We start from the raw sequence: 22649 nt of genomic DNA, 5'->3' as shown, positions 1-22649 counted from the left end.
CTTATTATACTTATAAAATCTTGGATTTTTCTTTGAAAACAAAAAATTTTTATAAAAAAGTATTTTTTGTTTAATTTAACTAAAAGCCAGTATAAACGTACGTTCTATTGCTCTGTTTTCTACCTTATAAGATAATTTCAGACATAACTTCTTTTACTAAATCATCTGCGATGTCGGTCATTGTCCTTACTTTTCCAATGGATTCTATCAATACCCATTTCACTTTACCATTAACCGCTTTTTTATCATGGAATATACTTTTAAATAAACCGTCTACTGTACATTGTTGTGCTTTGATTGGTAAATGAAATTTTTCTAGCATGTTCTTTACCAGCTCTACATCTGTTGAGTGGATCAATCCTAGTTTCCAGCTGAGGCGTGCCGCCCCATACATACCAATAGCGACTGCTTCACCATGATTATATACTTCATAGTTTGTTTCACTTTCAATAGCATGTGCCAGCGTATGACCAAAGTTTAAAATAATCCGCAAACCGGATTCTTTTTCATCTTGACTTACCACCTCTGCTTTTATCTCACAAGAACGATGGATAATATGAGCTAGAACCGTTGATTCCAAAGCAAGGATTTTTTTCGCGTGCTGGTCAAGATAAGAAAAAAAATCTTGATCATAAATAATACCATATTTTATAATTTCAGCTAAGCCAGTATAAATTTCACGATTTGGCAGCGTTTTTAGCATATCTAAGTCCATAAAGACTGCACTTGGCTGATAGAATGCACCAATTAAATTTTTGCCAAGCCGATGATTGACGGCAACCTTGCCGCCCACACTAGAGTCTACCTGCGCTAGTAAACTTGTCGGGATCTGAATGAATGGTACCCCCCGCATATATGTTGCGGCCACAAAACCCGCAAGATCACCAACAACACCACCACCCAAAGCCACAATCGGTGATTTACGATCAAGTCCAAGTTCAATTGCTTTTGTATAGATTCCATCAGCCACCGTCAGCGATTTTGAACTTTCACCGGGAACCACAAAAATGATTTCTGCTTGAAACCCTGCTTGTTTTAGTAAGTCTAATAAGGCATTGCCATACAACGTCCCAACATTATTATCCGAAATAACCAAAACTGTTTTAGAAAAACTCGCTTGTAAAACAAACGTTCTAATATTTTCTGTTAGTTTGGTACCAATAAGGATCTCATAACTTTCTGTGCCAAGATCAACCATTACCTTACACATGAGCACCAACCTCCTTCCGCAGAAATAGCAAAATCTGCTCCACCACTTGTAACGGCGATAAATTACTTGTATCAATACTAAGATTAGCTTGTTGATAAAGATCTTTTCTACTATCCAATAAATTTACAATCATTTCTCGGCGTTGCGTTGCGTCTTCAAGTGCAAGTAAAGGACGTGATGATTTTCTACCGGTTCGATCTAAAATAACATCAATCTCTGCGGTCAAGGAAATAACAATGCCGCTTTCTTGTAAGATTTGCAAATTAGCAGGATTTAAAACGGTACCGCCACCAGTCGATATGACAACATTACGATACTTTGCAACTTTTTGAATCGTTTCAGCTTCTTTTTTGCGAAAATATGCTTCTCCGTATTTTGCAAACATAGCTTTTATAGTTATTTTATGATCCACTTCAATTTTATGATCTGTATCGATAAAAGAGTAACCCAAGCGACTTGCCAGTAATCGCCCCGTACTCGTCTTACCTGTTCCCATAAACCCAATCAAAATAATATTTTTCATCCGTACGTACCTTAAATCCGTTTTTGGTAATGTGCAATTGCTGCTTTTAAATCACCAATAGAATCCCCGCCAAATTTTTCTAAAAGTTCCTGCGCCACTACAATCGCGGTCATCGCTTCACCAACGACCGATGCTGCGGATACTGCACAAACATCACTGCGTTCTTTGCAAGCCAGGACGGCTTCTTTCAACTTAATATCGATTGAACGCAGTGGTTTCATTAATGTTGGTATCGGCTTCATTACCACTCGTACAACAATTGCTTCACCGTTGCTCATACCGCCTTCAATTCCACCCGCATGATTCGTTTTTCGATATACATGCTGCGATTCATCTAAAAATATTTCATCGTGAGCCAAACTTCCTGGTAGATTTGCATACTCAAATCCAGCACCAATTTCTACACCTTTAATGGCTTGAATCGACATTAAGGCGCCGCTTATTCTTGCATCCAAACGTCGATCCCATTGGATATGACTGCCTAATCCCGGCATAACCCCTAAAACAGCAATTTCAAAAATGCCCCCTAACGTATCACCATCGGTTTTTGCCTGTCTTATTTTCTCTTTCATTTTTTCTTCTGCGATAGCATCACAACAATTTAACTCGGAAAGATTCTCTCCCCACGTATCATAAGCGATGTTTGCCTCATCAATCTGAATACCGCCAATATTCGTAACCTGTGACACAATTTTGATTCCACATGCTTTTAAAAGTTGTTTTGCCAAACCGCCAACAGCCACTCTTGCTGCAGTTTCTCGGGCGCTGGAACGTTCTAATATATCACGAATATCTTTGCGATCATATTTTTTAATTCCAGTTAAATCCGCATGACCAGGACGTGCCGCTGTTACAACAGGTCCTTCTGGTTTACCTGAAACTGACATTCGCCCCGTCCAGTTTTCCCAATCTTTATTAGCAATTTTAACTGTAACTGGATCTCCCATTGTTTCGCCAAAACGCACACCTGAAAGAATTTCCATTTTATCTGTCTCAATTAACATACGTCCGCCTCTGCCATAGCCTTGTTGGCGGCGTGCCATATCTTTATTGATTTGATCAACATCAATTGTCAGTCCCGCTGGCATACCTTCTACAATTGCTGTTAAGCACTGTCCGTGAGACTCCCCAGCCGTCAAAAAACGAAACATAGTAACGCACCTCATCCATAAATTATTAAATATGTAAATCAACAGTTCAATTATACATATTTAATAGTTTATTCTATCAAGCAGTACAAATCAAGTGTATGGTAAAGAAAAAATTGTCTCATTGTAGTGGATTATACGATAAGTTCCTACTCTATCTCAATTTACAATGAATAAATACTAAGAACCAGTTTACAAACTAAAACACCATCTTGCGTCTGGATACTTAAATGGCTTCCTTTATTAAAGCGCCGTGCAGCCTCTATTTGTCGCAAAAAATGAAGTATCTGAAAATAATTACCCTGAAACTCAAGTAGAATGGGAATTTCTTGATAGTTATCTTTTGAAATCAGTTTATTCGGTTTTATCTGTAATAAAGTAACTTGGCTGGCGGCGGCCATTTTCTCAACTTCGCTTAAAAAACTGCTTAATTCCATATTATTGGGTAACATTTGTGACAAAAAATCATTTTTTTTCCTAAGTTCTTGCTCATAAGCAGCCATATCAGGATGTTCATTCATAAAATTCTCAATTGAAATTACACTTGTTTCTTTTTCTGTAACAGTTGCTGTCAAATCCAATAGTTCTTGCTGGCGAGGTACATAAACAAACGTGTACACCGTAACACTCAAAAGAATCACACCCAACAGAAAAAAACTCAGCTGATACATCAGTTTTTTAGACTTCATGATATCACCACTTTTATTTAAATTTTGCTGTAATTTCAAATACCGTAATATCTTTGTTAAAAGCTTCATCGTGCATATTTTTTGAATTGATTAATGCCGCCTCAGAAAACAATGTATCTTTTTCAAATTTTTTTACAAAAGATGCCAAAGCTTGATAATCTAAACTTTTGCCTTGCAGACTCAATTCATTTTTATCACTTAGATATACTTCCGTAAGCCATACATCATCAACAACTAAATTGCCTAAATGGACCATCATGGCATACCAAGAAATTTTTTGATTCGACAAATTGATTAAAATAGAATTTTTATCATCAATTTCCTGTTTAGTTTCAGTCAATTTTACTCGGCGGCTAACACTCTCATCAAGTAATTGTAAGGCGGCATCATTTTTTGTCAGCTGCTGTTCCATATTATAGATTTTTACACAAGTATAAGCATACCAACTACTAAAACAGCAGATCAATAAAATTAAAACACCAGCAAATAATCTATACAAGACAAAGTCATCGGCACGCTGCGCAAACGGTAACAAATTAATTTGCTGCCGTTCAATATTTTTATAAAATATCGTCTCTACGGCTGGCAAAATTTTATCAGGCTGCGATAGAATTGACTGGCTATCGAGCGCGGATGAAATAGCTATGTTTTGCTCTACCGCGGCATGTGATTGCCAAACGAAGCCCAATTCAGTTGCTTCAATAAGCTCTCCCTGCAACGCATCTGCTTCCAAAACACCTAACAGCGGCATCGAATTCACCTGAAAAACTGTCGCTACCGTGTCTAACAAGACTTTGTCCATCGCCGCAATACGCACGGTGATCTTCATTTCTTTTTTTTCAACAATTTGAAAATCATAATGATATTCACCTTCTAAAAATGGGATATATTTTTCTACATCCCATTTTATTGCTTCACGTAAAGCCGCCCCTTCTAAAACAGGAAAATCTGCCAGACAAGAAAAAATGTTTTTTGCCGAAAAAGCAACCACAGCTGCACATTTAGCCAACCCTTCAACGTCAATTGTTTTTTGCAGCAAAGCTTTATAAAGCAACGCCAATGAATCCTCTTCATATATTTGTGGAATTTGAATCTCTATACTTCGTAATAAAAGCGGGATTTTGTCTCTGCAATCCAGTTTTACAATCTGTATCGTATGTTCTCCGATAACAATACCCAAAACAACTTCATATGTTTTAACAAAAATTTTTTCCTGCCAAAATTTTATATTTTTATGCATTCCTCTGAAGCTCCCCATTAAAACATATTATTCACAACGTACAATCTCAAATTCATCATTTTTAAATTGTAAATAAACAACAATCTGAGCTTTTATCTTGCCCACATGTCCAATAGACATGACTAGCAATTGGTCATCCGCATTCGTCATATAAACTTCATAGGTGCCTTCTCTAAAAGCGTCTGTACGTGATTTCAATATCGAATCATTATCTAGTAACCCGTTTCGGGCTCGGTAAAATAGGTCTGAATCATTTTTTAAAAAGCACAGCCCATCCTGCACTCCTGCTTCCGCCAAATTTTGAGCCTGCATGCCCGACACAAAATCATTTGCCATATGCTGTTCATTCTGACTAATAAGAAACAAACCTGTTCCTAAAAATAAAAGAACAACCATAATGCATAATCCCAAAATTGAGCCAAAACCTTTTTGCATCCTTTCACCTTAATCCTCTTAAACACTTATGATCCATCCACCATCGTAGCAACAGCTGTTTCTAGTGAAATTTTTTTATTCGTATTTTCATTTACCCCTTCGATTGCTATATTGATAATATGATGCTTGATTTTTTTGCAATTGAATTTTGTAATAGAAATAGCAGCAACTTTACTTTCTCCCGTCAACGGTTGATTATCTTTCATTAAACGATTGATCGTGGGTCCCGTATTTAATTCATAAAGAATCTGTTTTTCTTGCTCTAAATGGCGTTTAGTCGTAATTTCCAGTTTATCCTCCCCTATTTCAACGATCTTTGCCGCTGCAATATCTCGCGTCATACTAAGTAGCGCAAATCGCATCTGTTGCTGTAATTCTAAATCACCTAGATAGCTACTATAAAATTTCATCAATAAAAGAAAACTCGTTCCAATTGTAAGCAATAAAAAACATAGCAGAGGCATAGTCACTAACATCTCGACCAGTGACGCTCCCTTTTTATTATGTAGGACCTGCCGCAGTTTATCCATGGCAGGAAACCAGCGTTGCCATGCTGACTTGTTTATTTATATGATTTTCTTCCCATGAAACCACCACAACTACTTTTTTCAATGCCTCATTATTTGGCACAGAATCGACTGTAGTATTTATAACATAAGCTATACCATTTTTTTTGACAGGAATAGGATCATCACTATCTTGCCAGGGAATTATGCCATTTTGATACATTTGCAATACTGCTGTATCACCTTTAATATACGCTAATTGCTTTTGCGCTAAGAAACCAGCGGTAATTTGAATTGTTGTATGTTCCATTGATTTTCCACTAATGGTATATAAACTAAACAATGCCGCAATCGCAAAAGCAATAGCCGATAGTACCATTACCTCCACTAAAAAAAATCCATTTTCATGCATAAATATAACCTCACTTAAAGAAACTTCATGGCTTTTCTATCCGAATCCGTCCTGCCACATCAATTATTACCGCCAGCCGTTCATGCCCTTTATATAAATAAATGGTCCGGGGCGGATTCATGCGTCCATCAATCGTAAAACGTACATTCACATAATTAGTGGGAATTGTAATTGGTTTCGTAAAAGTATGTTGTTTTACGATATTTGAACCTTGAAAAATAACATAACCAGACTCTGGATTCTGATCCATCACCAGCTTTGGCATGGTGTCAAACTCAATTCGATTGAATTTTGCATTCCCATTCATTCGATAAATCGATTGTTCCTGCATCCAACGTAAATCAGAAACCAGATATCTTGCCTCATAATCCAAACTTGTTTTATCTATCATCGTAAGTTTAGGTAAAATCAGGGCAGCCAGTATATTTATAATCAATAAGACACACAATAGCTCAATATAGGACGTTCCCTGCTCATCCATAAGCAATTGCCTGATAAACAGATAGAATAATGTTTCCATATAAATAAATGAAAAATGCAGCAAATGCTAAAAATGGTCCGAACGGCACAAAATCTTTCCGTGTTTTTTTGCCTGTTGCTAAAAGTAGAATTCCCACCAAACCGCCTAAAACAAACGCGATCCATAAAATCAATAAAATATCCTGCCAACCAAACCAAATACCTAGTACTGCGGCAAATTTAACATCCCCGCCTCCCATACCACCATGGCTCAAAATCATAAAAAGAAGCAAACAGCCACCGCCCGTCAAAAAACCCAAAAACATATTTAGATAAGAAGTCTGTCCTAAAAACATTTGAACAATACCTCCACAAAAAGCAAAACTAAGCAAAACTTTATCAAAAATCAAATGCCAGTCATAATCGATAAAAGCGATACTAATCAAAAAACCTATTAGTAAGATTCCCGCAAAAAAAGCTGCACTTCCGTTTTCGTTTTTGTAAACAATCACGCTTGTAAGACTTGTTAACACTTCAATCACTGCATAGCGGCAGGAGATAGGCGCTCGACAATAATAGCAGTGACCATGAAGGAAAATCCAACTAAAAAATGGCACTAAATCGATGCTGCGAATTTGCCTGCCGCAACTTGTACAATAAGAACGTGGCCATATAATAGACTGATGACGTGGTATTCGATAAATACACGTATTCAAAAAGCTCCCTAAACTCAAGCCAATTATGCCAATCCAGATGTCCATAAAACTATCTCCCATCGTTTTATTTGATCCGTTCCAAACACCTGTTTGTTTTTTAGGTAGTACCAAATTCATTTGCCATTTTACCTTGGCACAAAGCATGATCACCATCGGCATTTAACTCATAGGCCGTATTTTCAATTTTAACTTTTCCATCCGTACCACCATTCTTAACAAAACAGAATCCCTTAGGGGCTTTTAATGTATCAGCTCCCGTAATAAAAGAATTTAAATCCGTACCAATATTACTGGGATATTTACCATTTTGTGCCTGATACATTACAATAGCTGTATCAATTGTCTGTAAGTCAGATTGTATTCGAGCTGTATTCGCTTGGGCAATTGCATCATTAAATTTAGGAATGGCGATCAGCGATAAAATGCTAACGATGGCAATTACGATCATTAATTCTAATAAAGTAAAACCATTTTGATTATTTTTAATATATTTAAACATGCGAAGCGCTCCCCTTGCTTAATTTTATTGGTTGATATATGTAAGCGAATCAAACATTGGCCAAGCAATTGACAATACAATACTGCCTATGATAATCCCTAAAATTATAATCATCAGAGGTTCGAGTAAAGTTCCCATTCGTTCAGAAATACGATCTACGTCATTTTCATAATACTGGGCTGCTTTCTGCAAAATCTGATCCAATTCTCCTGTCGTTTCACCTACCACCATCATTTGTAAAAACATAGGTTCAAACACCGTCTGATCTTGCAGGGATTTCGATAAAGAAACACCTTTTTGTAAGTCGCTTTTTGCAATTAAAAAAATTTTTATTAAATACAAATTATCAATAATCTTTGTTACAATCCCCACTGCCTTATCGATAGGAACTCCACCTTTAAGAAGAGCTGCTAAGGTTGAACTAAACCTCGCAATTGCCATTTTAGTAAAAAATTCACCCAGGAACGGTATTTTTAACAACATTTGATCCAGACGCTCCCGGCAGGGCGGTCTTTGATAAACAGAATACCCTATTGCACCAATTAGACTAAAAAATAAGATAAGTGTCCATCCATAATTCACCACAAAATAGCTTCCTGCTAATAAAAGACGCGTTACGAGAGGCAGCTGTACATTTGCATTATCAAATAGTGTCACAAAAAGCGGCATAATAAATACTAAAATGAAAACCAATACAATGACAGACAACGACATAAGTAACAATGGATATAACATCGCTGATTTTAATTTTTCACGCATTTGATAATCTTTTTCCAAATAAACAGACAAACGATTCAGTACTATATCCAAAACTCCGCCACGCTCTCCCGCAGCAATCATATAAACCATAACCGATGGAAAAACCGATGCATATGAAGCTAATGCATTCGACAACGTTTGTCCTTCTTGCAACTGCATATAAATCACACGCAAAATATCTCTTAATGTCCCTGTCCCGGTTTGGTTCATCAGAATTCCCAGACTATCAGCTAATGGAATACCAGCTGTCACCATAATGGCCAATTGTCGGCATAAAAGAACGATTTCTTTGTCTTTAACGCCATTTCCCATAGTAACCATGTTTTTGATTGTTGTAATTTTTTTGATTTTCGTAATGTAATAGCCATCTTCCCTAATTAAATGCACCGCCGCCTGCTTTGATTCGGCTCGAATTTCGCCTACCATTACACGTCCTGCTATATTCCGTATTTCATACCCATAGCGATCCAGCAAAAGCACCCCCGTTCAAAATGCATCACCTCGTTGACATGAAGCCGCCACCTCTTGGGTGATGATATCTTTTTCCAACAATGCTTGTAATGCCATAGCCATCGTATTCATCCCAAATTTTCTACCCGTTTGCAATTGTGAAAAAATCTGCTGTATTTTTCCCTCGCGAATCAAATTACGAATAGCTGCGGTAACAACCAGAATTTCCATGGCACATACCCTCCCATTTCCATCTTTACGTAAAATAAGCTGCTGCGCAATAATTCCTTGCAAAGTCATTGCCATCTGCATACGGATCTGACCTTGTTGGTGAGTTGGAAACATACTAATAATACGATTGATTGCCTCGATGGTGTCAAATGTATGTAAAGTTCCTAAAACAAGATGGCCTGTTTCTGCGGCTGTAATCGCCGTGAGCATGGTCTCTGCATCGCGCAGTTCACCCACCATAATAACGTCGGGGTCTTCACGTAAAGCAGCTCGTAGTGCTTCATGAAAGGAAAAAAAGTCCAGCCCGTATTCTCGCTGATTCACCAAACTTTTTTGATGCGGATAAATATATTCAATAGGATCTTCTAATGTAACGATATGGTAGGCTTGGGTTTGATTCAGCCAATCCACCATTGCGGCTAAAGTCGTCGATTTTCCTGATCCAGTGCTCCCTGTCAATAAAATAAGACCATGTTTTTTGAGCAACATATTCTGTAAAATACTTGTTTGATTCAGCATCGACAAGCTGCGGATCGTCTTTTCGACAATGCGTATCGCCATTGCAATACAGCTTCGCTGTCGAAAAGCATGAACCCTGAAACGTCCCACTTGGGGAAACTCATAGATAAAATCCAATTCTGCTTTTTGGTCTAATTTTATTTGCTGGTCCGAATTTGTCATAAAGCAAAAAATAGCATCTAACTCTGTTTTTTCTAACGCTTGTTGTTTTTGGAAATGTAAAAGGCCATTTTTACGAAAAGCGGGTGGCGCACCCACTGTCAAATGGATATCCGATGCTTTTTGTTCAACACCTTCTTTTAAAATAATATAAACAAAATTTTCTGCCAATTTAAGTGATTCGTTACAAATTTCCATAGGTTACTCTCACAACCTCTGCTAACGATGTATTCCCTGCTAATGCTTTTTGAATGCCATCTTGATAAATTGGCACCATATTTGCTTGAGAAACACTATGTTTTATCAGAGAAATCGATATTCCATTTTGAAAAGACGCACGAACTGTATCATTCATCACCAAAACTTCCTGAATAGCCATGCGCCCTTTATAACCCGTTCCGCCACAAGACCCGCACCCTCTGCCACGGTAAAGGACGATCCCTGGTTGATAGAAATTTTCTAAATATTTACGTTCAGGAGAATTTTCTTTTACAATATAGGCCTCTTTGCAGTCTGGGCAAATTTTACGAACTAAACGCTGTGCCAAAACACCTAAAATAGAGGATGCGATTAAAAAAGGTTCAATTCCCATATCAAAGAGACGAACAATCGCCCCAATTGCATTATTCGTATGCAGCGTACTAAAAACAAGATGTCCTGTTAAAGCAGCTCGCACAGCAATTTCAGCTGTTTCGTTATCACGAATTTCACCAACCATAATGATGTTCGGGTCTTGCCGCAAAATTGACCGCAGGCCAACCGAAAAGCTGAGTCCCTTTTTAGGATTCACCTGAATCTGGCTAATTCCATCCAAACAATACTCCACTGGATCTTCTATGGTAATGATATTTTTACTAGGTGTATTGATTGCGTTTAAGGCTGCATATAAAGTTGTAGTTTTACCCGAGTTAACTGGACCGGTATTTAATATCATCCCATATGACCGGTGGCAAATATCTGTAAAAAGCTTAAAATTTGCGGGTGAAAATCCTAATTCACTCGTCTGCAGCAAGGATGCCGATTTATCTAAAATACGAATTACCACTTTTTCACCATACATAACCGGCATTGTTGATATCCGCAAATCAATTTTTTTCTGCGCATATTCATAATGGATGCGACCATCTTGCGGCATACGTGTTTCTGTTGTATCTAAAGAGCTCATAATTTTGAGGCGCGAAACAAAAAACGCATGAACTGAGATCGGCAGTTCATGCGTTTCGCAAAGCTGTCCATCAATACGAAACCGTATCCGAACTATCTCAGCTGTTGGTTCAATATGAATATCACTCGCATTGACGTCAATTGCTTGTTGGATAATTTTATCAACAAGCATAATAACTGGCGCATCATTTGGAGCTTTTGGCTGAGGCGGCTTATAAGGACTTGTCTCCACCTCAATGCTATGCAGCATTTTATGTATGAGCATTTCCATTGTATAATGATCTTCCAGCATTATTGGCATGGTATATCACCCCATCTACTCAAAATAAAAATTTACAAAAACATATATATAAGTTGCATTTATCCTATTAGTCTGCCAGGATTTAACCGAGGGCTTTTTGTAATTGTTCGGTCATAATCTGTGTATCAGGTCTTTGTTTCGTCCATAATTCAAACGCAGCTGCTCCTTGTTCTACTAACATCTGTTCACCATTTAGCGTCGGATTGCCGTGTTTTTTAGCCGCAGCTAAAAACTTGGTTTCCTGAGGCGTATAAATAATGTCATAAACAAATGTATCATTTTTTATATACTGCCAATTGACGGCCGGACTTTCATCTATTTTAGGATGCATACCCAAAGGCGTCGTATTAATCAATAAATCAACTGAACCTAATTTTTTCTGAAACACCGGATCTTCCCAGTGGAATAATTCAATATCGATAAATTTCTTAAATTCTTCAACTAGAGGTTTTACTTTTTCGATATTGCGAACACCAATGACAATTTGCTGAATTTTATTGGAAATCAAACCCCAAATAATTGCCCGAGCTGCACCACCAGCACCCAAAAGAGCAGCTTTTTTATGCTCAATTACAAAATTTTGTTTTTTTAATGCGACAATAAATCCGATGGAATCTGTGTTGTATCCAGCTAATTTCCCCTGCTCAATCACCACAGTATTTACAGCACCAATCATTCTGGAATTTTCATCGATTGTATCCAAAAGCGACATAATATTGACCTTATGAGGAATCGTAACATTAAAGCCGCGAAACCCTAACGCAACAATTCCTGCAACTGCATTTTGTAAACATTCTGGCTGCACGGGCATAGCGATATAAGCATAATCCAGTCCAGCCTTCAATAATGCTGCATTTTGCATCGCTGGTGAAAGTGAATGTTCCACGGGGCAGCCAATAACTCCCAAAATTTTTGTCTTACCTGTATATAACAAATTCATCATCCTTACTTTTTTAGATACATTTACCTACGTGAACTACATATTTTTTCAATTGTCCTATAATAATAAAAACTTCGCTGCACAATTTTCAATTCCTGCACGAAATAAGCACATTTTTTATCTTTATTTTGCTCCTGTCCATCGTTCAAAAAGTGTATGTTCTATTCCCATAGAATCACAAATTTTCCCCACAAGCATATCAATAATATCTGTGATTGTCTGCGGACGATGATAAAATCCCGGACAAGCTGGAATAATCCGAACGCCTAAACGTGACAATTTCAACATATTCTCCAAATGAATCGCATTAACAGGGGTTTCGCGGGGCACAATAATCAGCGGGCGGCTTTCTTTTAACGTAACATCTGCCGCTCGAGTCAATAAATTATCCGCTATACCATGTGCAATACTTCCCAACGTCTTCATTGAGCAAGGAACAATAACCATTGCATCATTTTTAAAAGATCCACTGGCGATTGATGCACCAATATTATCGACTTCATGTAAAACATCTACTTTTTTCGCAAAATCCACCTTGGAAATACCGCATTCATATTCCATGACTTGCAAGCCGCTTTTTGTCACAACAGCATGCACTTCGCAGTTTTTTTCTTTTAACACTTCAATGAGTCTAACTCCATAAATAGAGCCGCTTGCTCCCGTTATACCAACAATAACACGCATTTTAGACCTCGCTCACTTTCTGTTTCAGCACACTTCAAATGCATTTTTTATCTGATGCACCCGATAATTTTCTGTATTTTCATAATAAACTTCAACCACATCAAATCGACAAGGTTGATCCAACATATTTTTTTGCTGCAAATACCACTGCGCCACTTTAATGATTTTTCTCTGCTTATAATAATTGACAGCTTCCGCTGCATTACCAAATTTCAAGCTGCGCCTTGTTTTTACTTCAACAAAAACAAGAACGTCTTTGTCTTTTACAATAAGATCAATTTCACCAATTTTAACTTTAAAATTTTTCACTAAAACAGAATACCCATTTCTATGTAAATAGGTTGCTGCAATCGCTTCTCCAAGTGCCCCCAAACATTTATTATCCATAAAAACGCTTCCATTTCAAGCAATTTAATAAAAAAATCAAACTATCATAAGTTACATTAAATATTTTATATGGCAATCGTCAGGAATTTGGTATAGGGTTGCGTGGCGTTACGGAGGAATCAAACGATGCCCTGTACTAAATTCCCGACAGACTAATAGGCTAGATATCATTTATTTAATACATTCTATATAACATTACAAATTAAAATCCTTCATTCTTTTTTGGTCCATTCGATATACATACGCTAAAACTTCAGCAACCATGGCATACAGATCTGGTGGGATTTCCTTATCAATTTCAAGTGCCATAAGCATTGCTGTTAATGTTTTATTCTTATAGACAGGCACAGCATTATTTTGCGCAGTAAGCAGAATGTTTTCTGCAACGTTCCCCTTACCTTTTGCAATAATTTTTGGTGCCGTATTTTCATCTTCCCTATATTGTAAGGCAACGGCTTTAATAGTTTCTTGTTTTTCACTTTTTTCATCATTGATCATAGTTATTCACCTATCGCCCGCACTTTAAAATCTTTCAAAACCAAAGGATAATTTTCAAAAGAAGCTTTCAGTTCTGGTATATATTGATTAAACGACTCTACCATGTCTGTATTTGAAAAAGACAGCCGCACATTTATATTTTCTTTTTCATACAATCGAAATACCATTTCTACCGCACCAATATTTTCGGTAAGAAGACAAAGTCTCAGCCAAGTTTCTTTTTTTCATTATTTTGACCATTCTCATTTTCAGACTGGTCATATATATGAACATAGGTTGGATAATTTTTTTGATTCTCACCTAAATACAGCGGTGTCATAAATGCCATCGACCGATGATTTTCCGAAATTGAGTTTTCATTCCCCATTGATTTACGTAATAGCGAGGCAAAATCGTTCATATTTTTACTGGCATTTTTTAATTCATTCGCTTGCATATCCTTTAATTCACTCAAATCACACAGTTGAACAAATGTCCATAGTTTTGGTAATTCAGGCAGGTTTTGCTTGATTGCCGCCTGTGAAATAGATGTTGGTATGTTTTTTTCGCTGAGTTTCAGTAACAGTTGCAATTGCTTTGCATCTTCTTCAGGCATCATTTGCTGTTTGTTATTCATAAAATTTTTCAACAAAATAAGACTTTTTTCATCTAATGAAGAGTTATTCATCAGCTGGTTTGCTAAATTTTTCAATGTCTGCATCGTCTGCTCTGTATTTTCCAGCGGCGATGCGAGTAGTTGACTCAAGGTTTGCGGATTCACAGCTGAACTTACTACGAATTGTCTCATCATAGTAGAATTGGCTTGACCAGGTACGGATCCTGTAGAATTTTGCAGTTTAGTTTGTGTTTGCATCATTTCATTTTCATCAAATCCAGCCGTACCAGCATTTGTTAAAGTCAGATTGGAATCCGTCTTTGTGCCCACTGTCTGCTTTAATGTATCATTTGCCAAGGTTCTCGTCTCTGCATTTTGCAGTAAGGAAGAAGCCATTGCTTGCCCTTTCATTTGTGGATTGGTTCCAGCTTGATTATTTTGCTTGTTGGCTTGTTGATCCATCGATTCAGTTTCAGCTGATGTACCATGACTTGATAAGGTTGCATCCGTTTTTGTGGTAAGTGGCTGATTTAATGTATCATTTGCCAAGGTTCTCGTCCCTGCATTTTGCTGTAAAGAAGAAGCCATTGCTTGCCCTTTCATTTGTGGATTGGTTCCAGCTTGATTATTTTGTTTGTTGGCTCCATTTTCTTGATCCATCGATTCATTTAATGAATCTTCAATAGGCTCCTGCAGTGTCATCGTATTCAGTAAATTTTCATTTGCTGTACCAAAATTTTTCTGCATGGCATAAGTTGCCGAAGCCAAAGACTGTGTTGTTGTCTGTAAGGGATTTCTTGGACTGCCTTCATTTGGCATTGATTGTTTTGTATTCGTCGCCACCGTTTGATTTTCATTTTCCAAATTGCCTGTTCCTAATTTTTGCTGAGGTACATTCGTTGAAGCCGTGGTTGAGGATGCGTTAGGCTGTCCCATATTTTGCTGATTTTGCGATGCAGCATTTATCGAGGAAGGTGTCGGCAAAAACATTTTAACCAACTGTTTCAAAAAGCCTAAACTTTCCGTTTCTGATTGTGGCAAAGCGGGCATAGAACGACTGCTATTTCCTAGCAAAAGTTGTAATTGTGCAGGAAAATCTTCGATTGATTTCCCCTCTAACAATTGAAATGCCATTTTCATCAAATTTACGGAATTAAGCGTTTTTCCGTTATTTCCATCTAACTGCGTTAAATTACTTAAAAGTATTTTCAAATCATCCGGTAAAACATTTGCTTGATCCATTTCTGCCAGAGTGCCCATTTGATCTAAAATTTTTGCTGCGACATGCAATTGATCAAGCGTAAACCGTTGGCTTTGCAACACACTACCAAGACCTTCTGCTAAAGAAGAATCTACCGAAAAAGAATTTTGCAGCAAAGTATTGATAAATTTCTGTAATTCAGCCGGTATTTTTTGTGTTCCATCTGCGGTCTCTGTTGCAGCTTTTGATAACACATTCAGCATGTCCGTTACTGAATTTTCTATTGTTACATGTGTTTGTGGCTGAAAAGGCGAACTTGCTTGATCGCCTACTTCTTCATTAATGACTGTGCTATTATTTGAAATAGGTTGTGTCCGTTCTACTGGAGATATATTATTTACACCCGCAGCATTCGTTTCTATTGCCATAGTTATTCCTCCATACTTAACACTTCACAAGCGACTTCACTGGTTCAAAAGAGCGACGATGGATTGGGCAAGGACCGTATTTTTTAAGAGCCGCTACATGTTGGGCTGTTCCATATCCCTTGTGCTGCGCAAAACCATATTCAGGATACATTTTATCATATTCATCCATCATATGATCACGTTCTACTTTTGCCACAATTGAGGCTGCTGCAATTGAAGCACTGATAGCATCTCCTTTTATCAAAGACAATGATGGTATCTCTAGTTGTTCTAAAGGAACTGCATCAATCAAAACCTGCTGTGGTTTTGGCTTTAGTGATAAAATCGCATTATACATACCATTAATCGTTGCTTGATAAATATTAATCCGATCAATCGTTTTCTCATCCACAATTGATCTTTCAATAGCAATTGCTTCTTTTATCAGCAATTCATAAATTGACTCTCTGACTTTCGCTGATATTTTTTTTGAATCATTTATTTTAGGAATATATAAACCGATCGGTAAAATAACAGAAGCGACAAATACAGGACCAGCTAAAGGTCCACGTCCAGCCTCATCTACACCAGCAATGTATTCAATGCCTTGCTTTTGAAATTGATATTCATATTTATATAAAGCATCGACTCGCTGTATTTCATTTTGCTCACGTTCCCATTTACGAAAAAGTCTCTGAACCGCACTGCGTGTATCATTTGTTAACGCTGTGATTGTTTCTGCCTTTAAATCTTTTTGCTTAACTAATATCTCTATTTCTTTTATCGTCATTTTTTGAATATCCATTAATTAATTCTGCGCCCCATCTCATAATTCTTCTAAAAATATATTACATATATAGAACGCATTAAACATTTTATATGGCAATCGTCAAGAATGGGGTATAGGGCTCCGTGGCGTTACGTAGGAAGCAAACGATGCCCTATACCTCATTTTGGCAGACTGGTAGACTGGATGGAATTTCTTTAATGCGTTATATATAATCTGTATTCGATAGCAAAAGATTTGTTTCCTTGTAAAAAGTACTTTTTTTCTTCCGACTAAAAAAGCTGTCTACGATATTGTAAACAGCTTTTAGCAAAGGTTTAATGAACCTGCTGCGCATTGGGCTGATCCAAACTAATCAAACCAAGCTTGCCGGCACGAAATTCATTTATGATAATACGTCTACCTTTTTCATGATCGATAATACCACCTTTTAAAAGGAATCCACGTTTTTTACCAATCATCTCTAAAATTTCGGCCGATGTTTTTGGCAATTCACCGATTAATTTATAACGTTCTATGAGTCTTTCTGGATAATCTGCTGCCATCGTTTCTAAAAAAACACTCATTACCTTTTCCATATCATATGCTTCATCATTAATTGCTCCAGTAAAGGCGAGCTTTAACCCTACCGTCATATCTTCAAATTTCGGCCATAATATACCCGGTGTATCAAGTAAATCTAGATTTTTTCCTATTTTAATCCATTGCTTTGATTTTGTCACACCTGGTTTATCGGCGGTCCGTGTGACCGATGCACCAGCTAAACGATTAATCAAAGAAGATTTCCCTACATTAGGTATACCTAAAATCATAACACGTGCTGCTCTGGCATTCGCACCACGACTCACTAATTTTTCTGTTTTTACCCTTGCTAATTCTTCGGCCATCTTCACTAAAGTTTTCATACCAACACCGGTCATTGCATCAATAGAAACAGCTTGTACCTGCTGCTTTTTATACAAGTCAATCCACGCCTTTGTCGTTGCCGGATCTGCCAGATCCGATTTATTTAAAGCCACTACGCGCGGTTTTTCACCAATAAGTTCAAGAAGCATAGGGTTAGCACTACTATAGGGAATGCGTGCATCAAGAAGTTCAATCACCACATCAACAAGTTTTAAATTTTCGGTAATTAAACGACGTGCTTTTGCCATATGTCCCGGAAACCAATGAACCGTTGGCAAATCATTTTTCATTTCTTCAGTCATCTTTTATTATCCTCCTGTGAACCATTGACAATACTGGATTTTTCAATGGTTTCGCATTTTTATTTTTTAATTTTCCTGTATTATCTTTTTCTTTATATATGATTTTAAACTGAAATGGTAGATGGCGGTAGACAAATCGCTTAACATCAAGCATATTCTTGATTATTTATTTATAAATATTATCTATTGTTTAATTGTTGTTTTTTGCGTATACTTACAGTATCAACATAATTTGTTGAAATGGTCTGGAAGGGAATGGTTTATAATGCAGAGACACACTGTATCATCTAGTCGAATAGATAGTGTTGGTTGGGAAAATAACGTCTTGGAAATTAAATTTCCAGGCGGATTACTATATCAATATGCAGATGTTTCTAAAGCGGAATATGATAATTTTCTTAATTCCGCGTCTTTAGGTTCTGCTCTTTCCCGTATTGAAATAATCCATCATTATCATCGAGTTTAACTTATAAAAGTGGCTGTGGTTTTAGATGCAGCCACTTTTTTTATTTCTATAAATAAAACGCCAGTATATAGGTTCTATATACTGGCGTTGTTGTCTAATTAAGATAATGTCTTTAAATGATCAAACGGCCAAAATACCATAACCGCTTTTCCTTTTATTAATTCAAACGGAACAAATCCAACATCAGAAAATCTGCTGTCTTCTGAATTATTTCGATTATCGCCCATAACGAAGATGTGACCATCCGGCACAGTCGATAATGGGTAATCTCCCATTGTTTTACTTAAAATATAAGGTTCATTCATCAATTGTTGATTCACAAAAACTCTGCCTTCTTTTATCTCAATTGTATCGCCAGGTACAGCAATAACTCTCTTAATAAAATCGCGACTAGTGTCTTTTGGATATTGAAAAATCAAGACTTCGCCACGCTCAGGGGCTCTAAAGCGATAAATAAATTTATTTACCACCAAACGTTCCTGACTTAGTAAAGTAGGACGCATGGAAGGTCCATCTACTAAATATAATTCAACAATAAAATATCGAATGAAAAACGCTAATATTACAGCAATAAGTATGGATATGATCCAGTCTTTAAGTTCTTCACCCAGCGACATATTACTCACAAACGCAAGCCTCCCTATAAAAACAAAGAATAGGGACTGGAAATACAGTCCCTATCATTACTACTAACGTCTTTCTTTAATACGAGCAGCTTTACCAGTAAGGCTACGAAGATAATAAAGTTTCGCGCGGCGTACAACACCTCTACGAATAACGTCGATTTTTTCAAGTCTTGGAGAATGTACAGGGAAAGTACGTTCAACACCAACACCATAAGATATACGTCTTACTGTAAATGTTTCACGAACGCCGGTACTCTGACGACCAATTACAACGCCTTCAAACATCTGAATACGTTCACGCGTACCTTCGACGACTTTTACATGTACACGTACACTGTCACCAGGTGCAAATTCAGGAATATCTGAGCGAAGTTGTTCTTGTTCTAAAGCTTGAATAATGTTCATTGATAATTTCCTCCTTAATTCAGACGTTCATGGTAAATCATATAATCATTACTCAGAGGACCGTCCACATACTTTTTCATTATATCATATATTATAATTTGTTTCAAACACTTTTTTCATTTCCACCAGATTTCACCTAATAGGCGATCTAAAATAATCGCTGCAGCGGCACGAACTGGTAAATGATTATAATCAACAGCACCATAAATTGGAGCAAGAATAAAATCAAACTTTGCCATGGTCTCTTTTTCAATACCCCAGCCCGTACCAAATAGCAGTAAATATGGCTGATCGTTCGTAGCCAGCTTATTTCGTAGCAGCTGATATGATATCGTATTGGGATAGGTTCGTGCATCTGTTGTTACAACAAAAGGTCTCTGACCTTCTCGTTCTTGAATTTGTTGAATGGCGTCTTCAATCGTAGCAACCTGTTGCAAAATAGAAAATGCTTCCTTACGATCTTTATGATATTCGCTGCCATAACCAGTTTGCCAATAATCAATAACAGCCTGAGCCAGCTTTGCCTGCGCTTCATTTGGTTGAATAATAAAATATTTAACCATACCATAAGTTCGTGCAGTTCGTGCAATATCATGCAAATCATAATTGGTCAAAGAGGTCGTTACAACTTCCATATTGCGATTATAAATCGGATAATGTACCAAACCAATATACACCGTCATATTAGCTGCCCCTGCGTTCTGCTTTTATTTCAGCTAATAGTTTGAGGTCCGTCGCATCAAGTTCAATCTTTTCTAATAAATCAGGACGTGCGTACAATGTTACACGCAAAGCTTCTCGGCGACGCCACAAATTAATTTTCGCATGATCCCCAGAAAGAAGAATATCTGGTACTGAAAACCCATGATATTCTCGCGGACGAGTATATTGCGGACACTCTAAGAGGCCTGCATAAAATGAATCCGTTGGCGCTGACTCAGCTGAACCAAGCACGCCAGGCAGCATTCTAGACAATGCATCAACAATCACCATTGCGGGCAATTCACCACCAGTAAGAACATAATCACCAATGGAAATAGCTTCATCAACTAGATGATCCGTAATCCGAGCATCAAAACCTTCATAATGACCACAAACAAAAATCAACTGATCATAGCCTGCCAATTCTTTTGCTTTAGCTTGCGTAAAAGGCTGTCCACTCGGACACATCAATACGATGCGACGATTGATAAATTCTGTATTGTCTTTAATATGCTTGACCGCACGAAAAAACGGTTCTGGTTTCAAAACCATACCGTTGCCGCCGCCAAAAGGAGCATCATCGACCTGCTGATGTTTGTCATAAGCAAATTGACGAGGATTTGTAATTTGTACATTTAAAAGATTGTTTTCAATTGCTCTTTTGGTAATGCTTTGACCAAAAGGACCCGCAAACATCTCAGGAAATAAAGAAATGATATCTATCTGCATAATTAATCCAACTCTTCCGGACGAATAATTTTCATTTTACCATTCACGAGATCAATCTCTGTTACAACCTTTTTAAGTGCTGGTACTAAAATCTGTTTTGCTTGCCCTTTTTGCGAAACAATATATACATCATTGCTGCCTGTTTTTAATATTTCCGTAATGTTTCCAACAAGCTCATTATTTTCATCGTACACAGACAAACCAATGATATCAAAAGAATAATATTCACCTTCAGAAAGTGGTGGAACTTCACTGCGTTTCACATGGATCAATTCCCCATTAAAAGGCGTGATATCATTCCGTTCATTGAATTGCTTAAATTTCATAATAATGAACTGTTTATTGTATTTCATTGATTCCACCTCAAGTGTTGTGGAATCTTCCAAATAAACTTTTTTCAAAGACTCAAATCGATCAGGGAAATCAGACAAAGAAATAATACGAACTTCACCCCGCACACCGTGCGGGGCACCAATCTTACCAATTACAATTAATTTTTCCATTGGTTTAGTTGCGGAAGGCAATGATTTTTCCATCTTCCACCAAAATTTCAGCATTCATGATTTGTGGCATTTCATCGCCAACTTTGATTTCAACAATTCTTTCCAATGTCCCCTGAACGATTTCCGCGCCAATTTCAAGCTGTCCACTTTCTTTTAACTGATCAACTAAATGATTTTTAAAATCAAGGCGCTTCTTAGTTTCCGCATCAATTTGTTGGCGAACTGCTTCCAATCCCTGCATATCCTGTTTTGCTTGTTCTGCCATGATACGCTTTGCCTGAAATTCAATCTGCTGCAATTCTAAATCTGTTTTCTTGATATTGTTTTGAATCTCACTCGCTAATTGTTTTTTTAAGTCTTCCGTAACTTTTGCCTTGATAGTTACAGGACATTTCAAAGTCATACTATCCATTATACGGTCACTCCCACTCTATTTTATGTAAATAATCTATCATTTTCCATTAATTTTTTTATAAAGAAACAGCGGCAATAATCCCTATTCTAAAATAATGGATTCGTTGCCGCAGTTTTTAAACGATCTCAACAGTGACTTTTTTGTTTTCGCGAGTAGCCGCCGCTTTCACAACAGTCCGCATTGCTTTCGCAATGCGACCTTGTTTGCCGATGACTTTGCCCATATCATCCGGAGCAACATGTAATTCATATACAGTAATACTAGTATTATCTTTTTCTTCTACTACTACCTGTTCCGGATTTTGTACTAATGATTTGGCGATAATTTCAACAATTTGTTTCATATCTATTATGCCTCTTTCTTAGTTCTTTGTGCGTTTTGCTTCATCAAATTTAGCCATGATACCTTCTTTTCTAAATAAAGACTTAACGGTATCAGTTGGTTGAGCACCTTTATTCATCCACTCAAGAGCTTTTTCTTCATCAATCTTAATAATTGCAGGTTCTTTAGTGGAATCATAATGTCCTAATATTTCAATAAAACGACCATCACGTGGTGAACGAGAATCAGCTACTACCACACGATAGAAAGGGTTCTTTTTCGCACCCATACGGTTTAAACGAATTTTAACTGCCATAAAAAAATTCACCTCCTTCTAAAAATAATAAATTCTATA

Annotated in this window: 31 protein-coding genes; 1 reads left to right on the top strand and 30 read right to left on the bottom strand. The window is 37.2% G+C overall.

From position 1 onward, the window contains the following. Nucleotides 1–124: 124 nt before the first annotated feature. The 22 genes from aroB to ylqF form a co-directional block, all read right to left on the bottom strand. Nucleotides 125–1210, bottom strand: a complete 1086-nt coding sequence (gene aroB, locus BMY14_RS04110; RefSeq protein ID WP_091829457.1) for a 3-dehydroquinate synthase — start codon at nucleotides 1208–1210, stop codon at nucleotides 125–127. Then, complete coding sequence (locus tag BMY14_RS04105) at nucleotides 1203–1733, bottom strand: shikimate kinase (RefSeq protein WP_091829455.1); 531 nt, start codon at nucleotides 1731–1733, stop codon at nucleotides 1203–1205. Before BMY14_RS04105 ends, aroB begins: the two co-directional genes overlap by 8 nt. 11 nt (nucleotides 1734–1744) lie before the next feature. Continuing rightward, complete coding sequence (gene aroC / locus BMY14_RS04100) at nucleotides 1745–2884, bottom strand: chorismate synthase (RefSeq protein ID WP_091829453.1); 1140 nt, start codon at nucleotides 2882–2884, stop codon at nucleotides 1745–1747. 161 nt (nucleotides 2885–3045) lie between these two features. Next, a complete protein-coding gene (locus BMY14_RS04095; RefSeq protein WP_177177474.1) occupies nucleotides 3046–3570 on the bottom strand; it encodes a type IV pilus inner membrane component PilO in 525 nt (174 codons plus the stop codon). Nucleotides 3571–3583: 13 nt separating this feature from the next. Beyond that, nucleotides 3584–4810 (bottom strand): PilN domain-containing protein, encoded by a 1227-nt coding sequence (locus BMY14_RS04090; protein WP_177177473.1) that lies wholly within the window; start codon nucleotides 4808–4810, stop codon nucleotides 3584–3586. A gap of 27 nt (nucleotides 4811–4837) precedes the next feature. After that, nucleotides 4838–5245, bottom strand: coding sequence for a hypothetical protein (locus BMY14_RS04085; RefSeq protein WP_091829446.1), 408 nt, complete (start codon nucleotides 5243–5245; stop codon nucleotides 4838–4840). Nucleotides 5246–5271: 26 nt separating this feature from the next. Further along, nucleotides 5272–5721: a PilW family protein gene (locus tag BMY14_RS04080; protein WP_143063140.1), complete on the bottom strand. Its 450-nt coding sequence runs from the start codon at nucleotides 5719–5721 to the stop codon at nucleotides 5272–5274. Nucleotides 5722–5767: 46 nt separating this feature from the next. After that, entirely contained in the window at nucleotides 5768–6163 is a 396-nt protein-coding gene (locus BMY14_RS04075; RefSeq protein ID WP_091829443.1) for a hypothetical protein, read from the bottom strand. Nucleotides 6164–6188: 25 nt separating this feature from the next. Continuing rightward, nucleotides 6189–6683 (bottom strand): pilus assembly FimT family protein, encoded by a 495-nt coding sequence (locus BMY14_RS04070; RefSeq protein WP_177177472.1) that lies wholly within the window; start codon nucleotides 6681–6683, stop codon nucleotides 6189–6191. Beyond that, nucleotides 6637–7455, bottom strand: coding sequence for a prepilin peptidase (locus BMY14_RS04065; RefSeq protein ID WP_177177471.1), 819 nt, complete (start codon nucleotides 7453–7455; stop codon nucleotides 6637–6639). Before BMY14_RS04065 ends, BMY14_RS04070 begins: the two co-directional genes overlap by 47 nt. After that, a complete protein-coding gene (locus BMY14_RS04060; protein ID WP_091829437.1) occupies nucleotides 7436–7837 on the bottom strand; it encodes a type IV pilin protein in 402 nt (133 codons plus the stop codon). Before BMY14_RS04060 ends, BMY14_RS04065 begins: the two co-directional genes overlap by 20 nt. Nucleotides 7838–7861: 24 nt before the next feature. Next, nucleotides 7862–9070, bottom strand: a complete 1209-nt coding sequence (locus tag BMY14_RS04055) for a type II secretion system F family protein (RefSeq protein ID WP_091829435.1) — start codon at nucleotides 9068–9070, stop codon at nucleotides 7862–7864. A gap of 12 nt (nucleotides 9071–9082) precedes the next feature. Then, a complete protein-coding gene (locus BMY14_RS04050; RefSeq protein ID WP_091829433.1) occupies nucleotides 9083–10153 on the bottom strand; it encodes a type IV pilus twitching motility protein PilT in 1071 nt (356 codons plus the stop codon). Next, on the bottom strand, nucleotides 10140–11420 hold the full coding sequence (locus BMY14_RS04045) for a GspE/PulE family protein (protein WP_091829431.1): 1281 nt from the start codon (nucleotides 11418–11420) through the stop codon (nucleotides 10140–10142). The genes BMY14_RS04050 and BMY14_RS04045 overlap by 14 nt, the downstream gene beginning before the upstream one ends. Before the next feature lie 82 nt (nucleotides 11421–11502). After that, nucleotides 11503–12360 (bottom strand): shikimate dehydrogenase, encoded by an 858-nt coding sequence (locus BMY14_RS04040; protein WP_091829429.1) that lies wholly within the window; start codon nucleotides 12358–12360, stop codon nucleotides 11503–11505. A gap of 123 nt (nucleotides 12361–12483) precedes the next feature. Then, on the bottom strand, nucleotides 12484–13044 hold the full coding sequence (locus BMY14_RS04035; RefSeq protein WP_091829428.1) for a UbiX family flavin prenyltransferase: 561 nt from the start codon (nucleotides 13042–13044) through the stop codon (nucleotides 12484–12486). A gap of 24 nt (nucleotides 13045–13068) precedes the next feature. After that, entirely contained in the window at nucleotides 13069–13431 is a 363-nt protein-coding gene (locus tag BMY14_RS04030) for a YraN family protein (protein WP_091829426.1), read from the bottom strand. A 195-nt stretch (nucleotides 13432–13626) separates the two neighbouring features. Then, nucleotides 13627–13929, bottom strand: a complete 303-nt coding sequence (locus BMY14_RS04025) for an EscU/YscU/HrcU family type III secretion system export apparatus switch protein (protein WP_091829425.1) — start codon at nucleotides 13927–13929, stop codon at nucleotides 13627–13629. Nucleotides 13930–13931: 2 nt separating this feature from the next. Continuing rightward, nucleotides 13932–14096 carry a hypothetical protein gene (locus tag BMY14_RS20475; protein WP_177177470.1) on the bottom strand — a complete coding sequence of 55 codons (165 nt, stop codon included), beginning with the start codon at nucleotides 14094–14096 and terminating at the stop codon, nucleotides 13932–13934. Between the two features lie 38 nt (nucleotides 14097–14134). Further along, complete coding sequence (locus BMY14_RS04020; RefSeq protein WP_091829423.1) at nucleotides 14135–16153, bottom strand: hypothetical protein; 2019 nt, start codon at nucleotides 16151–16153, stop codon at nucleotides 14135–14137. 16 nt (nucleotides 16154–16169) lie between these two features. Continuing rightward, a complete protein-coding gene (locus BMY14_RS04015; RefSeq protein ID WP_091829421.1) occupies nucleotides 16170–16937 on the bottom strand; it encodes a ribonuclease HII in 768 nt (255 codons plus the stop codon). Nucleotides 16938–17236: 299 nt separating this feature from the next. Then, a complete protein-coding gene (gene ylqF / locus BMY14_RS04010; RefSeq protein ID WP_019553081.1) occupies nucleotides 17237–18127 on the bottom strand; it encodes a ribosome biogenesis GTPase YlqF in 891 nt (296 codons plus the stop codon). A gap of 121 nt (nucleotides 18128–18248) precedes the next feature. On the opposite strand from ylqF, the gene BMY14_RS21170 reads away from it, so the two are divergent. Next, nucleotides 18249–18593: a KTSC domain-containing protein gene (locus tag BMY14_RS21170; RefSeq protein WP_425438909.1), complete on the top strand. Its 345-nt coding sequence runs from the start codon at nucleotides 18249–18251 to the stop codon at nucleotides 18591–18593. A gap of 98 nt (nucleotides 18594–18691) precedes the next feature. Here the strand turns inward: BMY14_RS21170 and lepB are convergent, their stop codons facing one another. The 8 genes from lepB to rpsP all read right to left on the bottom strand — a co-directional run bounded on the left by lepB (nucleotide 18692) and on the right by rpsP (nucleotide 22610). Next, on the bottom strand, nucleotides 18692–19210 hold the full coding sequence (gene lepB / locus BMY14_RS04000) for a signal peptidase I (RefSeq protein WP_091829721.1): 519 nt from the start codon (nucleotides 19208–19210) through the stop codon (nucleotides 18692–18694). Between the two features lie 72 nt (nucleotides 19211–19282). Beyond that, a complete protein-coding gene (rplS, locus tag BMY14_RS03995) occupies nucleotides 19283–19624 on the bottom strand; it encodes a 50S ribosomal protein L19 (RefSeq protein WP_019553078.1) in 342 nt (113 codons plus the stop codon). 116 nt (nucleotides 19625–19740) lie between these two features. Continuing rightward, nucleotides 19741–20307 carry an RNA methyltransferase gene (locus BMY14_RS03990; protein WP_091829419.1) on the bottom strand — a complete coding sequence of 189 codons (567 nt, stop codon included), beginning with the start codon at nucleotides 20305–20307 and terminating at the stop codon, nucleotides 19741–19743. Between the two features lies 1 nt (nucleotide 20308). Continuing rightward, complete coding sequence (gene trmD / locus BMY14_RS03985) at nucleotides 20309–21055, bottom strand: tRNA (guanosine(37)-N1)-methyltransferase TrmD (RefSeq protein WP_091829417.1); 747 nt, start codon at nucleotides 21053–21055, stop codon at nucleotides 20309–20311. Between the two features lie 2 nt (nucleotides 21056–21057). Further along, a complete protein-coding gene (rimM, locus tag BMY14_RS03980; RefSeq protein WP_091829415.1) occupies nucleotides 21058–21591 on the bottom strand; it encodes a ribosome maturation factor RimM in 534 nt (177 codons plus the stop codon). Further along, nucleotides 21563–21970, bottom strand: a complete 408-nt coding sequence (locus BMY14_RS03975) for a YlqD family protein (protein WP_019553074.1) — start codon at nucleotides 21968–21970, stop codon at nucleotides 21563–21565. The genes rimM and BMY14_RS03975 overlap by 29 nt, the downstream gene beginning before the upstream one ends. Nucleotides 21971–22088: 118 nt before the next feature. Then, the gene (locus BMY14_RS03970; protein ID WP_091829414.1) at nucleotides 22089–22316 is read right to left on the bottom strand and encodes a KH domain-containing protein; all 228 of its coding nucleotides are present in this window, start codon (nucleotides 22314–22316) and stop codon (nucleotides 22089–22091) included. 18 nt (nucleotides 22317–22334) lie between these two features. Continuing rightward, a complete protein-coding gene (gene rpsP, locus BMY14_RS03965; RefSeq protein WP_019553072.1) occupies nucleotides 22335–22610 on the bottom strand; it encodes a 30S ribosomal protein S16 in 276 nt (91 codons plus the stop codon). Between the last annotated feature and the right edge of the window lie 39 nt (nucleotides 22611–22649).

The organism is Propionispira arboris (genome assembly GCF_900109225.1).
GTDB lineage: Bacteria > Bacillota > Negativicutes > Selenomonadales > Selenomonadaceae > Propionispira > Propionispira arboris.
Note: the sequence above shows the minus strand (reverse complement) of the source record. Positions and strands in the feature narration are given on the sequence as shown.

Bases quoted from the DNA above. Each gene is read 5' to 3' on its own strand.
- BMY14_RS03975 (WP_019553074.1), bottom strand. From the start codon at position 21,970: ATGGATAGTATGACTTTGAAATGTCCTGTAACTATCAAGGCAAAAGTT.
- lepB (WP_091829721.1), bottom strand. From the start codon at position 19,210: ATGTCGCTGGGTGAAGAACTTAAAGACTGGATCATATCCATACTTATT.
- BMY14_RS04045 (WP_091829431.1), bottom strand. From the start codon at position 11,420: ATGCCAATAATGCTGGAAGATCATTATACAATGGAAATGCTCATACAT.
- BMY14_RS21170 (WP_425438909.1), top strand. From the start codon at position 18,249: ATGGCGGTAGACAAATCGCTTAACATCAAGCATATTCTTGATTATTTA.
- BMY14_RS20475 (WP_177177470.1), bottom strand. From the start codon at position 14,096: ATGGTATTTCGATTGTATGAAAAAGAAAATATAAATGTGCGGCTGTCT.
- BMY14_RS04095 (WP_177177474.1), bottom strand. From the start codon at position 3,570: ATGAAGTCTAAAAAACTGATGTATCAGCTGAGTTTTTTTCTGTTGGGT.
- ylqF (WP_019553081.1), bottom strand. From the start codon at position 18,127: ATGACTGAAGAAATGAAAAATGATTTGCCAACGGTTCATTGGTTTCCG.
- BMY14_RS04025 (WP_091829425.1), bottom strand. From the start codon at position 13,929: ATGATCAATGATGAAAAAAGTGAAAAACAAGAAACTATTAAAGCCGTT.
- BMY14_RS03970 (WP_091829414.1), bottom strand. From the start codon at position 22,316: ATGAAACAAATTGTTGAAATTATCGCCAAATCATTAGTACAAAATCCG.
- BMY14_RS04035 (WP_091829428.1), bottom strand. From the start codon at position 13,044: ATGCGTGTTATTGTTGGTATAACGGGAGCAAGCGGCTCTATTTATGGA.
- BMY14_RS04060 (WP_091829437.1), bottom strand. From the start codon at position 7,837: ATGTTTAAATATATTAAAAATAATCAAAATGGTTTTACTTTATTAGAA.
- aroC (WP_091829453.1), bottom strand. From the start codon at position 2,884: ATGTTTCGTTTTTTGACGGCTGGGGAGTCTCACGGACAGTGCTTAACA.
- BMY14_RS04030 (WP_091829426.1), bottom strand. From the start codon at position 13,431: ATGGATAATAAATGTTTGGGGGCACTTGGAGAAGCGATTGCAGCAACC.
- BMY14_RS04040 (WP_091829429.1), bottom strand. From the start codon at position 12,360: ATGAATTTGTTATATACAGGTAAGACAAAAATTTTGGGAGTTATTGGC.
- BMY14_RS04080 (WP_143063140.1), bottom strand. From the start codon at position 5,721: ATGTTAGTGACTATGCCTCTGCTATGTTTTTTATTGCTTACAATTGGA.
- BMY14_RS03990 (WP_091829419.1), bottom strand. From the start codon at position 20,307: ATGACGGTGTATATTGGTTTGGTACATTATCCGATTTATAATCGCAAT.
- BMY14_RS04075 (WP_091829443.1), bottom strand. From the start codon at position 6,163: ATGCATGAAAATGGATTTTTTTTAGTGGAGGTAATGGTACTATCGGCT.
- BMY14_RS04090 (WP_177177473.1), bottom strand. From the start codon at position 4,810: ATGCATAAAAATATAAAATTTTGGCAGGAAAAAATTTTTGTTAAAACA.
- BMY14_RS04070 (WP_177177472.1), bottom strand. From the start codon at position 6,683: ATGGAAACATTATTCTATCTGTTTATCAGGCAATTGCTTATGGATGAG.
- aroB (WP_091829457.1), bottom strand. From the start codon at position 1,210: ATGTGTAAGGTAATGGTTGATCTTGGCACAGAAAGTTATGAGATCCTT.
- BMY14_RS04105 (WP_091829455.1), bottom strand. From the start codon at position 1,733: ATGAAAAATATTATTTTGATTGGGTTTATGGGAACAGGTAAGACGAGT.
- trmD (WP_091829417.1), bottom strand. From the start codon at position 21,055: ATGCAGATAGATATCATTTCTTTATTTCCTGAGATGTTTGCGGGTCCT.
- BMY14_RS04020 (WP_091829423.1), bottom strand. From the start codon at position 16,153: ATGGCAATAGAAACGAATGCTGCGGGTGTAAATAATATATCTCCAGTA.
- BMY14_RS04015 (WP_091829421.1), bottom strand. From the start codon at position 16,937: ATGGATATTCAAAAAATGACGATAAAAGAAATAGAGATATTAGTTAAG.
- rplS (WP_019553078.1), bottom strand. From the start codon at position 19,624: ATGAACATTATTCAAGCTTTAGAACAAGAACAACTTCGCTCAGATATT.
- BMY14_RS04050 (WP_091829433.1), bottom strand. From the start codon at position 10,153: ATGGAAATTTGTAACGAATCACTTAAATTGGCAGAAAATTTTGTTTAT.
- BMY14_RS04085 (WP_091829446.1), bottom strand. From the start codon at position 5,245: ATGCAAAAAGGTTTTGGCTCAATTTTGGGATTATGCATTATGGTTGTT.
- rpsP (WP_019553072.1), bottom strand. From the start codon at position 22,610: ATGGCAGTTAAAATTCGTTTAAACCGTATGGGTGCGAAAAAGAACCCT.
- BMY14_RS04065 (WP_177177471.1), bottom strand. From the start codon at position 7,455: ATGAATTTGGTACTACCTAAAAAACAAACAGGTGTTTGGAACGGATCA.
- rimM (WP_091829415.1), bottom strand. From the start codon at position 21,591: ATGGAAAAATCATTGCCTTCCGCAACTAAACCAATGGAAAAATTAATT.